This is a genomic window from Saccharopolyspora flava (assembly GCF_900116135.1).
GTDB classification, from domain to species: domain Bacteria; phylum Actinomycetota; class Actinomycetes; order Mycobacteriales; family Pseudonocardiaceae; genus Saccharopolyspora; species Saccharopolyspora flava.
Genome location: NZ_FOZX01000012.1, coordinates 65,973 through 78,605, shown reverse-complemented (window position 1 = coordinate 78,605; position 12,633 = coordinate 65,973). Strand labels below are relative to the sequence as shown.

The 12,633-nt window shown below is 70.6% G+C and carries 12 protein-coding genes, 2 tRNA genes and 1 other RNA gene; 12 read left to right on the top strand and 3 right to left on the bottom strand.

What is annotated here, in order from left to right; genetic code table 11:
- Positions 1-223: 223 nt before the first annotated feature.
- Positions 224-1,195, bottom strand: coding sequence for a prephenate dehydrogenase (locus BM424_RS25440; protein ID WP_093422986.1), 972 nt, complete (start codon positions 1,193-1,195; stop codon positions 224-226).
- 122 nt (positions 1,196-1,317) lie between these two features.
- On the opposite strand from BM424_RS25440, the gene BM424_RS25435 reads away from it, so the two are divergent.
- The 6 genes from BM424_RS25435 (at position 1,318) to BM424_RS25410 (ending at position 3,998) form a co-directional block, all read left to right on the top strand.
- A complete protein-coding gene (locus BM424_RS25435) occupies positions 1,318-1,806 on the top strand; it encodes a tRNA adenosine deaminase-associated protein (RefSeq protein WP_093422983.1) in 489 nt (162 codons plus the stop codon).
- On the top strand, positions 1,803-2,294 hold the full coding sequence (locus BM424_RS25430; protein ID WP_093422980.1) for a nucleoside deaminase: 492 nt from the start codon (positions 1,803-1,805) through the stop codon (positions 2,292-2,294). Before BM424_RS25435 ends, BM424_RS25430 begins: the two co-directional genes overlap by 4 nt.
- A 186-nt stretch (positions 2,295-2,480) precedes the next feature.
- A tRNA-Ser gene (locus BM424_RS25425) sits at positions 2,481-2,566 on the top strand.
- Between the two features lie 153 nt (positions 2,567-2,719).
- A complete protein-coding gene (locus BM424_RS25420; RefSeq protein ID WP_245776121.1) occupies positions 2,720-3,178 on the top strand; it encodes a prevent-host-death protein in 459 nt (152 codons plus the stop codon).
- A 98-nt stretch (positions 3,179-3,276) separates the two neighbouring features.
- Positions 3,277-3,600 (top strand): cytotoxic translational repressor of toxin-antitoxin stability system, encoded by a 324-nt coding sequence (locus BM424_RS25415; protein WP_245776120.1) that lies wholly within the window; start codon positions 3,277-3,279, stop codon positions 3,598-3,600.
- A gap of 92 nt (positions 3,601-3,692) precedes the next feature.
- Positions 3,693-3,998 carry a hypothetical protein gene (locus BM424_RS25410; protein ID WP_093423170.1) on the top strand — a complete coding sequence of 102 codons (306 nt, stop codon included), beginning with the start codon at positions 3,693-3,695 and terminating at the stop codon, positions 3,996-3,998.
- Positions 3,999-4,051: 53 nt separating this feature from the next.
- Here BM424_RS25410 and BM424_RS25405 read toward each other — a convergent pair.
- Positions 4,052-4,137 (bottom strand) — tRNA-Ser (locus tag BM424_RS25405).
- 112 nt (positions 4,138-4,249) lie between these two features.
- On the opposite strand from BM424_RS25405, the gene ffs reads away from it, so the two are divergent.
- An RNA gene (gene ffs / locus BM424_RS25400) (signal recognition particle sRNA small type) lies at positions 4,250-4,344 on the top strand.
- 59 nt (positions 4,345-4,403) lie between these two features.
- Complete coding sequence (locus tag BM424_RS25395; protein WP_093422977.1) at positions 4,404-6,593, top strand: DNA polymerase III subunit gamma and tau; 2,190 nt, start codon at positions 4,404-4,406, stop codon at positions 6,591-6,593.
- Between the two features lie 2 nt (positions 6,594-6,595).
- On the opposite strand, the gene BM424_RS25390 is transcribed toward BM424_RS25395, so the two are convergent.
- Positions 6,596-8,398: a S9 family peptidase gene (locus tag BM424_RS25390; RefSeq protein ID WP_093422974.1), complete on the bottom strand. Its 1,803-nt coding sequence runs from the start codon at positions 8,396-8,398 to the stop codon at positions 6,596-6,598.
- Between the two features lie 184 nt (positions 8,399-8,582).
- Between BM424_RS25390 and BM424_RS25385 the strand changes: the two genes are divergently transcribed.
- The 4 genes from BM424_RS25385 (at position 8,583) to BM424_RS25370 (ending at position 12,630) form a co-directional block, all read left to right on the top strand.
- Positions 8,583-8,903 (top strand): YbaB/EbfC family nucleoid-associated protein, encoded by a 321-nt coding sequence (locus BM424_RS25385; RefSeq protein WP_217649836.1) that lies wholly within the window; start codon positions 8,583-8,585, stop codon positions 8,901-8,903.
- 16 nt (positions 8,904-8,919) lie between these two features.
- Complete coding sequence (gene recR / locus BM424_RS25380; RefSeq protein ID WP_093422968.1) at positions 8,920-9,516, top strand: recombination mediator RecR; 597 nt, start codon at positions 8,920-8,922, stop codon at positions 9,514-9,516.
- A 327-nt stretch (positions 9,517-9,843) separates the two neighbouring features.
- Positions 9,844-11,538, top strand: a complete 1,695-nt coding sequence (locus BM424_RS25375) for an ABC transporter substrate-binding protein (protein ID WP_093422965.1) — start codon at positions 9,844-9,846, stop codon at positions 11,536-11,538.
- Between the two features lie 81 nt (positions 11,539-11,619).
- The gene (locus BM424_RS25370) at positions 11,620-12,630 is read left to right on the top strand and encodes an ABC transporter permease (protein ID WP_093422963.1); all 1,011 of its coding nucleotides are present in this window, start codon (positions 11,620-11,622) and stop codon (positions 12,628-12,630) included.
- The last annotated feature ends 3 nt before the right edge of the window (positions 12,631-12,633 follow it).

Here is a 12,633-nt window from a genome sequence, read left to right as displayed (position 1 = left end):
TCTTTTTGCTTTGTCTACTGGCTGTGGTCGTTTTGCTTGGCGGTGCGGGTAGCGGAACCTGAGCGCTTCCGTGGACTCCGTGCGCCGCTCCTTATGTATGCCAATACACGGCGTCACGGCGTACTCGCCACGAAAGCGCTCAGAACCCGCGGCGGTGCCAGTTGCTTAGGTGGTGAAAGAGGAAGCACCTTCGGTGCTTGCCTGGCGTGGGTTGGTGTTTCTCTTAGCCCACTGGGACTTCGGTGGTTGCTTGGTCTTCGTTGATTCCGGTGACCCTGCCGCCCAGTTCTCCGAGGTCGCGGAGGCGGGGGAGGGCTTCGGGGCGGAGGCGGACCGTCGAGGTCGTGGTGCCCTCGCCCGCGGCGACCGCTTCGAGGCGGTTCCGGGCTTCGTGGCCGGAGTCCAGTGTGGACTTGAGGCCTCCGGTGGAGGCCAGCGAGCCGCGGGCCGCGCCCAGGCGTCCCAGGGCGTCGTCGACCGCGTCGAGCAGGGCGGCCTTGTTGCCCTCGGTCATGGCGCGCACCAGCTCCGGGTTGCTGCCCGCCACCCGGGTCGCGTCCCGGAACGAGCCCGCCGCCAGCGACAGCGCCAGCGGGCCGCCGTCCGCGCCGACCGTCGCCAGGATCGCCGCGAACAGGTGCGGCAGGTGCGAGATCCGGGCCACCGAGTCGTCGTGAGCCGCGGCGCCGGTCGGGACCACGTGGGCGCCGCAGTCCAGCGCCAGCTGCGCGGCCTCGCGCCACGCCTCGATCGTGGTGGCCTCCTCGATCGTCACCGCCCACGCGGCACCCCGGAACAGCTCACCCGATCCGGCGGCGAAACCCGAGGCCGAGGTTCCCGCCATCGGGTGACCACCGGCGTAGCGGGCGTTCGGCGCGAGCTTGCGGACCTCGAAGTCGACCGGGTCCTTCACACTCACCACGTCGGTGAGCCACGCGCCCGGGTGGATCTCGGCGATCGTGCGCAGCACCTCGCGGACCGCCGTCAGCGGCACCGCGATCACCACCAGCGCGTCCTCCTGCTTTGCCCGGCGCAGCGCCGCATCGGTTTCGAGCACCTCGAAACCCTCGTCGCGAGCTGCGGCGGCATCCGCTTCCGACGCGGTCGAGCCCCACGCGGGGCGCCCGGCGCCGGACGCGGCCCGCAGCACGGATCCGCCGATGAGTCCCAGTCCGATCACGCACACGGCACGCATCCGTCCATCCTGCCCGACGACGCCGATTCGCACGCACCCGGTTGAGCGCAATCCGTCCCCGGATGGTTATGACCGCCGCAATAGTGCTTTCGGGTGGCCTTCGTACGCTTTACGGTGTCTCCATGACGGTGCAGGAGCCGGTCGCTGGCTTCGCCGTCGCCGTGGTCCGAGAAGACGGGCGGTGGCGGTGCAGCGCGATGGACAACTCGGTGCTGACCGGCCTCGACGCCTGCATCACGGCGTTGCGCGAGCTGCGTTCCACCGGCGCGGTGTTCGGAATGTGCAATGTGGACGACGAGTTCTTCGTGCTGATCAGGCCGGTGCCAGGCGGGGTGGACCTGCTGGTGTCCGACGCCGCCGCGGCGCTGGACTACGACATCGCCGCCGACGTGCTCGACCTGCTGCGCGTCGATCCTCCCGACGAGGACGACGAGGAGGTCTGGCCGGAGGGCAACCTCGCGGTCCTGTCCGACCTGGGACTTCCCGAGGGCGAGCTGCTGGTCATCATCGAGGAGGTCGACCTCTACCCGGACGAGCAGCTGGAGATGATCGCCCAGCGCTGCGGGTTCGGTGACGACTTCGGGGCGCTGTTGGAGAAGATGGTGCGGTGAACACCACCGAGGTCCGCGCCGGCGACGTCGAGCTGGTGCGGGCCGCGTTGCGGGCGGCGGCCGACGCACCGGCCACCGGGGACGTGCCGATCGGCGCCGTCGTCGCCGACGCCGAAGGCCGGGTGCTCGCCGAGGCCCGCAACCGCCGTGAAGCCGACGGCGACCCCACCGCCCACGCCGAGGTCCTGGCCCTGCGCGCCGCCGCGCGGGCGCACGGCGACGGCTGGCGGCTGGAGGGCTGCACCCTCGCGGTCACCGTCGAGCCCTGCACGATGTGCGCGGGCGCGCTCGTGCTGTCCCGGGTGGCGCGGGTCGTGTTCGGGGTGTGGGAGCCGCGCACCGGCGCGGTCGGCTCCCTCTGGGACGTCGTCCGGGACAACCGGCTCAACCACCGCCCGGAGGTGGTCGGCGGCGTCCTCGCCGACGAGTCCGCAGCCCTCCTCGAGTCCTTCTTCACGCCGCATCGTGGGCGGCCTCCGGGGGCGTGAGCGTCACCAGGGGGCAGTTTTTCCTCGAATCACCCATGATCAATGTCCGTTTTGCCCGGACAGTTTTCACTAAAACTGACCCCCTCCCGGAGTCACGCCCGAGGTGACCTGGGGTGACGACTCCGGGAGCGCTCCGGGCGACCCCCCTTCGCAGGGCGGGAGAGGGGTGCCGGTAGCCTTATCGGCGGTAGCGTGTCCGAGCGGCCTAAGGAGCGCGCCTCGAAAGCGCGTGTGGTTAACAGCCACCGTGGGTTCGAATCCCACCGCTACCGCTCGGCAGAGGGCCGGTCCCATCGGGACCGGCCCTTTTGCATGTCCGGGGGCGTTGATCGAAGTGGTGTCGGCGTCTCCGCGCGTCTCCCCGATCCGGTGAAGATCCACCCAAGGCCTGGAAGTACGTCGCGTACTTGACGTACTTTTCGCAGATGGGCAGAGTGGTGGTGGACCGGGTCGAGGGGGAGTGCGCCATGTCTGCTGTTCACTACGACAGCTACACCGATGCGCGGGTGCATCTGAAGGACCTGCTGGACGCTGCCGAGCGAGGGCAGGTGGCCACGGTGCGGCGGGATTCGGCCACGACGGCCGTCGTCGATGTCGAGCGGCTGCGGCATTTCCTGACTTCGCTGGTGCCTTCGCGCGCTCAGGTCGTGCCGGAGGCCGACGGGTGGTCGGTGTTCATCCCCGGCCTGCCGGTCGCGGCGGACGGTGCGACGTTCGACGAGGCGATCGCGGAGATGGTCGATGCTCTCCGCGAATACGCCGAGGACTGGCAGGAGCGCTTGCTCGACGCCCCCAACCATCGCGAGAACTGGGGCCTTGTCCAGCTGATCGCCTTGAGCGATGACGAGCGGCTGACCGAGTGGCTCGTCGGTTCGACGCGATGAGGTGGCCGCAGCCGACTCGTCAGCGCCACGACACCTTCTGCCGGGTCGAGGAGTGGGTGCGCGTCCGCGATGCTCGGGGCAGGTCGGGGACCCACCACGTGACCTACGAACTCGGGCTCGCCGATGGTCGCGTCCTGCGCACGCGGATCTCGCACCCCGTGGACCGGAGCGCTTACGGCAAGAGCATCTGGGGTCACATCCTGCGCGATCAGCTCGAGGTCGAGGAAGGCGTGTTCTGGAAATGCGTGCAAGACCGGATCAAGCCGGATCGAGGGCAGCCAACACCGCCGCGTGAAGCCCTGCCCGCCGAGCTCGTGCACCTCTTGGTTCGCCGTGTCGGGCTCGACGAGCGGGTGGTGGCCGCCATGTCCAAGGACGAGGCGGTCGATCGGGTGCAGAAGTACTGGATCGAGGGCGTTTGAGTCGGTGGAATTCGGTTGAGGGGTTTGGTGGGTGGGCTTAGGTTGCTGGGGTGTCTCTTCGGGAGCGGTTGCGTCAGGAGCTGAAGGAGGCGATGCGGTCTCGGGACCGCGTCGCGTTGGGCGTGCTGCGTTCCGCCCTCGCCGCGGTGGACAACGCCGAGGCCGTGCCGGCCGATGATCACCAGCTGCGCGGGGTCGCCGTCGAAGAGGCCTCGGTCGGTGCCGGGACGACCGAGGTCGCCCGCCGCGAGCTCGGCGAGGCCGAGGTTGCTGAAGTCGTGCGGCGAGAAGCCGACGAGCGCATCGACGCCGCCTCGCGGCTGACCGCGGAGCACACCGCGCGCGCCGACCAGCTCCGCGCCGAGTCCCAAGTTCTGCTCAACCTGCTCGAACGATGAGAGCCCGGAATGAGAAAGAGCCCCGGACCGCGGGGTCCGGGGCTCTTCGCGAGCGGAGGATACGGGATTCGAACCCGTGAGGGCTATTAACCCAACACGATTTCCAATCGTGCGCCTTAGGCCGCTCGGCCAATCCTCCGTGCGGAAGCCTATCAGGGGACTTCAGAGCATCGGATGGGGGGCCGGAGCGCCGGGGCCGGAGATCGCGGCCCCCGGCTTTCCGGGTCCCGGCGGCGTCTGGGTACACTGTCCGTGGACCTCGTGCGGCGTCCATCCTGTGAACTCCCCCAGGGCCGGAAGGCAGCAAGGGTAAGCGGGCTCTGACGGGTGCACGGGGTCCCCTTACTTTCCGGGGGAAGCTCACCCTCGTCCGAGTTGTCAGTCCGACCGCGTAGGGTTCCGACCGTGGCGCTCGCCCTTTACCGCAAGTACCGTCCGGCGACCTTCGCTGAGGTCGCCGGGCAGGAACACGTCACCGAGCCGTTGCGGACCGCGCTGGCCGCCGGGCGGATCAACCACGCCTACCTGTTCTCCGGGCCTCGCGGCTGCGGCAAGACCTCCAGCGCGCGCATCCTGGCCCGGTCGCTGAACTGCGCCCAGGGCCCGACCGCGGACCCGTGCGGCGAGTGCGACTCGTGCGTGGCGCTCGCGCCCGAGGGCGGCGGCAGCGTCGACGTCGTCGAGCTCGACGCGGCCAGCCACGGTGGTGTGGACGACACCCGCGAGCTGCGGGACCGCGCGTTCTTCGCGCCGGCCCAGTCGCGGTACCGGATCTTCATCATCGACGAGGCCCACATGGTCACCACGCAGGGCTTCAACGCCCTGCTGAAGATCGTGGAGGAGCCGCCCGAGCACCTGATCTTCGTCTTCGCCACCACCGAGCCGGACAAGGTGCTCACCACCATCCGGTCCCGGACCCACCACTACCCGTTCCGGCTGATGCCGCCCGGGGTGATGCGCGAGCTGACCGAGCGCATCTGCGCCGACGAGGGCGTGAAGGTCGAGCCCGCGGTGTACCCGCTGGTCATCCGGGCCGGTGGCGGTTCGGCGCGCGACACGCTGAGCGTGCTCGACCAGCTGCTGGCCGGTGCCGGGGACGAGGGCGTGACCTACGAGCGGGCCGTGGCGCTGCTCGGCGTCACCGACGTCGCGCTCATCGACGACATGGTCGACGCGCTCGCCGCGGGCGACGCCGCGTCGGTCTACGGCACGGTCGAGAAGCTGGTGGAGGCCGGGCACGACCCGCGCCGCTTCGGCTCCGACCTGCTGGACCGGCTGCGCGACCTGGTGCTGCTCAGCTCGGTGCCCGACGCGGGCGAGCGCGGGCTCGTCGAGACCCAGGGCGACGAGCTGGCCCGGATGCAGCAGCAGGCCGAGCAGCTGGGCGCGGCGACGCTGTCCCGGTTCGCCGAGATCGTCCACACCGGACTGTCCGAGATGCGCGGCGCCACGGCACCGCGGCTGCTGCTGGAACTGCTGTGCGCGCGGATGCTGCTGCCCGCCGTGTCCGACTCGGAAACCGCGCTGCTGCAACGACTCGAGCGCGTCGAGCGCCGGATGACCATCGCCCCGGGCGAGGCCCCGGCCGCCGAGGCCGGTGCCCCGGCGCCCGCCGCGTCCGAGGGCGACAAGCCGAAGCGGGTCTTCCAGCGGCCGCACGAGCGCGCCGCCGCCGAGGCCGCCGCGCAGGAGACACCCGCGCCCGCACCGGCGGAAACCCCTGCGCCGCAGCGGAAACCGGCCCCGGAGCCGGAGCGCCCGGCCGCTCAGCCCGCGGCACCTCAGCCCCCGGCCGCTCAGCCCGCCCAGCCAGCCCAGCCCGCTCAGCTGCAGCGTCCGCCGGAACCCGAGCCCGCGCCCGCCGCGGCTCCGGCGGCGTCCGCGCCGAGCGGGTTCGACGCCGCCGCCGTGCGCCGGGTGTGGACCGACGTGCTGCAGGGCGTGGCCAAGCGCAACCGGCCGACGCAGGCGCTGCTGCTCAACGCCACCGTGCAGGACCTCAACGACGGCGCCCTGGTGCTGTCGATGCCGACGTCCGGGCTGGTCAAGCAGCTCGCGCAGGAGCGGCGCCTGAACTTCGTCAAGGAGGCGCTGCGCGAGGTCGTCGGCGGCGACTGGGAGATCCAGTGCGTCGAGGCCGGAGCGGCCCCGCCGGCGCGCCCGGCCGCCCCGCCGAAGCAGCCCCCGCAGCCGCCGCAGCGCCGGGAAGCGCCCGCGCAGCCGCAGCAGTCCCGGCCCGAGCGGCCGCAGCCCGCCGAGCGCCCCGAGCAGCCGGAGGCCAAGCCGTCCGGCAACGGTCAGCAGCGCAACGCCGGTGGTGCGCGCGGTGGTTCGGTGCCGCGCCCGCCGGAGCCCGACGACATCCCGCCCCCGCCGGAACCGCCGGACGAGGAGCCCCCGCCGCCGGACGACGTCCCGCCGCCCCCGGAACCCGAGCGCAAGCCCGAGCCGGAGCCGCAGGACGAGGAGGACGCGGAGTCGATGATGGCCGAGTCCTCGCCGATGGAGCCGGGCGCGCGCATCGGCCCCGACCCGGATGCCAGGGCCGTGGAGATGTTCGAGCGCGTGATGGGCGCCCGCCGGATCGAGGGCTGAGCTCAGCTCAGCGTTCGGCGCAGGAAGTCCAGCGCTCTCGGGTAGGCGTCGAGCCGGTTGGCGCGCTTGGCCAGGCCGTGCCCCTCGTCGGGGTAGACGTGCAGCTCGCACGGAACGCCGTTGGCGCGCACGGCTTCCGCGATCTGCTCGGCCTCGCTCAGCGGCACCCGGGGATCGTTGGCGCCGTGCAGCACGAACAGCGGCGCGGCGATGGCGGAGGCGTGGTCGAGCGGGGACGCGGCGCGCAGGAAGTCGGCGTCGGCGGTGAGGCTGCCGTACTCGCGCTCGCGGTGCGCGCGCCGGTAGGGCGCGGTGTTCTCCAGGAACGTCACCAGCGAGGAGATGCCCACGATGTCCACGCCGGCGGCCCACAGCTCGGGCTGGAACGCGAGCCCCGCCAGCACCATGTAGCCGCCGTAGGACCCGCCCCACAGGGCCGCGCGAGCGGGGTCGAGACCGATCGAGGGAAGCCATCTGTGCAGGTCGGCGAGGTCGTCGACGGCTTCGAGCCGCCGGCGGGCGTCGTCGGCGGAGTACCAGCTCTTGCCGTAGCCGGTGGAGCCGCGGACGTTGGGCACCAGCACGGTGTGGCCGCGGGCGACCATCGCCTGCACCAGCGGGTGGAACGCGCGCACCGACTGGCTCTCGGGCCCGCCGTGGATGAGCAGCACCGCGGAGCCGTCGGGTTCGGCGGGGACGTAGCGGAAGCACGGGATCCGCAGCCCGTCGCGCGCCGGGACCCGGTGCACGTGGGGTTCGGCGAGGCGTTCGCCCGCCAGCTGCGCCGCCGAGAAGGTGAGCGGCTTGCAGGTCCCGGTGGCCGTGTCGACGAGCAGCACGTCACCGGGGGTGGTGGGGGAGCTGAACGACAGGGCGGCGAAGCGGGAGTCCGGTGACCAGACGGGTTCGGGCTGCGGGTAGCCGCACCAGCCCTCGGTCGGCAGCGGCAGGTCCATCAGGTGCTCGCCGGTCCCGGCGTCGTGCAGCGCGAGCCGGTGCGCGCCGTCGTCGGCGGTGCTGACCAGCAGCGTGCGGCCGTTGGGGGAGAGCCTGCCGCTGAGGTCGTGGGTGTCGGAGGTGACCAGCCAGCGGCGTTCGCCGGTGCGCGGGTCCAGGCGCGCGATGCCGGTGCGGTCGCGGTCGGCGTCGGTGGTCACGATCAGCCCGTCGGGGTGCCAGCCGGGGTGCAGGTGCCGGGCGGCGAGGTCGCGGCCGGTGAGCTCGCGCCGCCGGTCGGCGCCGGTCTCGGGCATGGTGTCGGCGAGGATCACCTGGTCCGACAGGGGTTTCGCGGCGGGCACGGTGATCGCGGCGAACCGCGAGTCGGGGGAGACCGAGACCTCGGAGACCATGCCGCCGCCGTCGTGGACCACGTGCTCCTCGCCGGTGACGACGCTGCGGATGATCACGTCGAAGTCGACGCCGTTGCGGCGGTTGGTGGCGTAGACGATGCGGCCGGGCAGGACGTCGAGCAGCCGGTGCACGTGCCGGGGGTCGCGGACCAGCGGTTCCAGTTCGGACAGCGGGGCGGGCCTGCTGCGGCGGTCGTCGAGCCGCAGCAGCGAGAGCTGGCTGCGCTCGTTGCCGTCGCTGTCGTGCTGGACCACCACGGCCCGCTCGCCGGGCAGGTAGCGGCCGGTCACGGCGCCGGGCAGCGCGGTGAGCTCGGTGCGCCGGTCCTCGGCGAGCTCCACGAGCTGCACGGATCCGGACTCGTCGCAGCCGGCGAGCACCCGCCCGTCGTCGGTCACGTCGAACGCGCGCCAGGTGGTCAGTTCCAGCAGCCGCGAGATCTCCAGCGTCACGTGAGCACCTTTTCACGTCCGGTCACGACGACCAAGACACCCGAGCCCCGCCCGGTGGAACCGCCGGGCGAGGTGAGTTCAGAGTGAACGGCCTCGAACCTCTACGCTGGAGTTGTGCCCCTTCCCGGGGGTGTTTGCCCGGCCTACGGAGGAGTCAACGGTGCAGCCAGGTGGCCAGCCGAACATGCAGCAGATCATGGAACAGGCGCAGAAGATGCAGGAGCAGCTGATGTCTGCGCAGCAGGAGCTCGCCGATGCGGAGGTCACCGGGAGCGCGAGCGGTGGGCTGGTGACCGCGACGGTCAGCGGGTCCGGTGAGCTCAAGGGACTGGTGATCGACCCGAAGGCGGTCGACCCGGAGGACACCGAGACGCTGGCGGACCTGGTCGTGGCGGCGGTGCGCGACGCGAACCGGGCCGCGCAGGAGCTGCAGGCGCAGAAGATGGGCCCGCTGACGGGTGGCCTGGGCGGCGGCCTGGGCGACCTGGGCCTGCCGGGCATGTGATCCGGGGCGAGTCGACGTGTACGAGGGTCCGGTACAGGATTTGATCGATGAGCTGGGACGCCTTCCCGGCATCGGTCCGAAGAGCGCGCAGCGCATCGCCTTCCACCTGCTGGCCGCGGAGCCGGCGGACGTGACCCGGCTGCAGGAGGTCCTGCAGCAGGTCAAGGAGGGCGTGGTGTTCTGCGACGTCTGCGGCAACGTCTCCGAGGAGCCGACCTGCCGCATCTGCCGGGACGCCCGGCGGGACAAGACGCTGGTGTGCGTGGTGGAGGAGCCCAAGGACGTGCTCGCGGTGGAGCGCACCCGCGAGTTCAAGGGCCGCTACCACGTGCTGGGCGGTGCGCTGGATCCGCTGTCGGGCGTGGGGCCGGACCAGTTGCGGGTCCGGGAGCTGCTGGCGCGGATCGGGACGGACGAGATCACCGAGGTGATCATCGCGACGGACCCGAACACCGAGGGCGAGGCGACCGCGACGTATCTGGTTCGGATGCTGCGGGACTTCCCGGGGCTGAACGTCACGCGACTCGCTTCCGGACTTCCGATGGGTGGCGACCTGGAGTTCGCGGATGAATTGACGCTCGGCCGGGCGCTGTCCGGTCGTCGTTCGATGTAGTAGTCGCGAGTCCCGGAAACGCGAACAATTCAATACTCGAAAGGGCGGCGCCTTTCCTCTCGGTTTCTCGGGAGGTCAGGCGCCGTCCTGCGTCGCGAGGAAACAAGTCGCCAGAGCCTTGACTGGGCGGATGACTTCCACTATTCGCCCGCGTTTAGCGCAGATCTCGCAGTTCTGGCAAGCGCTTTCCTTTGTCCGGTTGCTGCCCGTTTGGTGAGGATCGCCTAAGTAGCGAGATCGTAACCTCGAATGTTCCATTCCCCTCCTTTCGAGGGTTACTCTCACGGAACTCTGCTGCCTATGGACACAAACGGGTGGGTAAATCCAATGAGTAGAGCTCCATCGACGCGACGCGGCGGAACCCGCGGTTTACGTCGGATCCTCGCGGTCGGCATCGCGTTGACCGCGGCGGCCTCCCTGGCGGGCTGCGCGCAATCCGAGCGCGGCGCCGGCGGTGGCGAAGGCGGCACCCTCACCTTCGGTGCGGCCGGGGCCCCGGACCTGTTCGACCCCTTCTACGCCTCCGACGGGGAGACCTTCCGCGTCACCCGGCAGATGATGGAGGGCCTGGTCAACTTCAAGCCGGGCTCGGTGGAGGTCGAACCGGCGCTGGCCGAGAGCTGGGAGCACTCCCCGGACGGCAAGACCTGGACGTTCAAGCTGCGCAGCGGCGTGAAGTTCCACGACGGCACGGACTTCAACTCCGACGCGGTCTGCAAGAACTTCCAGCGCTGGTACACCCAGACCGGGGCCGGGCAGAACAACGCCCTGTCCTACTACTGGATCGAGAACTTCGGCGGCTTCGCCGACGGCAAGGCCCCCTCGCTGTTCCAGAACTGCGAGAACCCGGACCCGACGACCGCGGTCGTGCACCTGACCCGCGCGACGTCGAAGTTCCCGGACCTGCTGGGGCTGCCGTCGTTCAGCATGCAGTCGCCGACGGCGATGGAGCAGTACAAGGCCAACGACGTCAAGGCGCAGGGCGACAGCTTCGTCTACCCCGAGTACGCCAAGGCCCACCCGACCGGCACCGGCCCGTTCAAGTTCGACTCCTACGACCAGTCCAACGGCACCATCAAGATGGTCCGCAACGACCAGTACTGGGGCGACAAGGCCAAGGTCCAGGAGCTGATCTTCCGGATCATCCCGGACGAGACGGTCCGCAAGCAGGAGCTGGAGTCCGGCTCCATCGACGCCTACGACTTCCCGAACGCCGCCGACCTCAAGGCGCTGCGCGACGCGGGAAACAACGTCGAGGTCCGCGACCCGTTCAACATCATGTACCTGGGCATCACCCAGAAGAACAACCCGGCGCTGCAGAACCTCAAGGTGCGGCAGGCGCTGGCGTACGCGGTGGACCGGGAGACGCTGGTCAAGGCGAACATGCCGGAAGGCGCCTCGGTCGCGACCCAGTTCTACCCGGACAACGTCGACGGCTACGCGCCCGACGTGCAGCAGTACCCGCACGACCCGGCCAAGGCCAAGCAGCTGCTGGCCGAGGCGGGCGCGTCGAACCTGACGCTGAACTTCTACTGGCCGACCGAGGTCACCCGGCCCTACATGCCGGACCCGCAGGGCATCTACAACGCCCTCGCCGAGGACCTGCGCGAAGCCGGCATCACCGTCAACCCGGTGAGCAAGCCGTGGAACGGCGGCTACATCGACGACATCGACAACGCCAAGGCCGACATCTTCCTGCTCGGCTGGACCGGTGACTACAACACGCCGGACAACTTCATCGGCACCTTCTTCGGCACCCCCACCAACCGCTTCTACACGGCGGCGTCGCCGTGGGGCGAGCAGCTGGCGGAGCAGCTGCGGGCGGCCGACTCGGAGCCGGACGAGGCCAAGCGCACCGCGATGTACCAGGACATCAACCGCAAGCTGCTGTCCGAGTACCTGCCCGCGGTGCCGCTGTCGCACTCGCCGCCGGCGATCGTGACCAGCCCGCGCGTGCAGGGCCTGGTGCCCTCGCCGCTGACCGCCGAGGAGTTCGCCTCGGTGAGCGTCTCGGATCAGTGATCCCACCGGCGTCGCGCGCGAGACCCGAGCGGTCTCGCGCGCGACGCCGCGGGTCGCTGACTTGAACACGGGGGTTTTCGCGTGCTCCGCTTCACCATTCGACGGCTGGCGCAGCTGGTGCTGGTCGTCTTCGTCCTGTCGATGCTGCTGTTCGCCTGGCTGCGGATGCTGCCGGGCGGGCCGGTGTCGGCCCTGCTGGGCGACCGCGCCACACCGGCCGCGCGGGCGCAGCTCGAGAAGGACCTCGGGCTGGACCAGCCGATCTTCGTGCAGTACTTCAAGTTCCTGGGCCGCGCCGTCACCGGCGATTTCGGCACGTCGACCGGGGTGCAGCGCGGTGACTCCGCGCTGGAGGTGTTCCTGACCCGCTTCCCGGCGACGCTGGAGCTGTCCGTCCTGGCGCTGATCCTGGCGGTCGCCGTCGGCATCCCGCTGGGCTACCTGGCGGCCCGCAAGCGCGGCGGCTGGCTGGACAACCTGAGCATCACCTGGTCGCTGGTGGGCGTCGCGGTGCCGGTGTTCTTCCTGGCGTTCCTGCTGAAGTTCGTCTTCGCCATCGAGCTCGGCGCGCTGCCCGCGTCCGGGCGGCAGGACTCGGCGATCAACGCCACCCGGGTCACCGGCTTCTACATCCTCGACGGGCTGCTGACCCGCGAGTGGGACGCCTCCTGGAACGCGTTCGTGCACCTCATCCTGCCCGCGATCGCGCTGTCGACGATCCCATTCGCGGTGATCTTCCGGATCACCCGGGCCGCGGTGCTCGACGTGATGGACGAGGACTACGTGCGCACCGCGCGCGCGAAGGGCCTGGGGCAGATGGTGATCCGGCGCAGGCACATCCTGCACAACGCGATGCTGCCGGTGGTCACCACGATCGGTCTGCAGACGGGCGCGCTGCTGGCGGGCGCGGTGCTGACCGAGCGGGTGTTCAACATCGCGGGCATCGGCCAGGCCGTCGCGCTCGGCTTCGAGCGCAAGGACTTCCCGGTGCTGCAGGTGGTGATCCTGGCGTCGGCGATGGTCTACGTGCTGGTCAACCTGGTCGTCGACCTCTCGTACGCGTTGATCGACCCCCGACTGCGGACACGGTGAGGG

Bases quoted from the DNA above. Each gene is read 5' to 3' on its own strand.
- BM424_RS25420 (WP_245776121.1), top strand. From the start codon at position 2,720: ATGGGCAGAGTGGTGGTGGACCGGGTCGAGGGGGAGTGCGCCATGTCT.
- BM424_RS25385 (WP_217649836.1), top strand. From the start codon at position 8,583: ATGCAGCAGATCATGGAACAGGCGCAGAAGATGCAGGAGCAGCTGATG.
- BM424_RS25435 (WP_093422983.1), top strand. From the start codon at position 1,318: ATGACGGTGCAGGAGCCGGTCGCTGGCTTCGCCGTCGCCGTGGTCCGA.
- BM424_RS25440 (WP_093422986.1), bottom strand. From the start codon at position 1,195: ATGCGTGCCGTGTGCGTGATCGGACTGGGACTCATCGGCGGATCCGTG.
- BM424_RS25410 (WP_093423170.1), top strand. From the start codon at position 3,693: ATGCGGTCTCGGGACCGCGTCGCGTTGGGCGTGCTGCGTTCCGCCCTC.
- BM424_RS25375 (WP_093422965.1), top strand. From the start codon at position 9,844: ATGAGTAGAGCTCCATCGACGCGACGCGGCGGAACCCGCGGTTTACGT.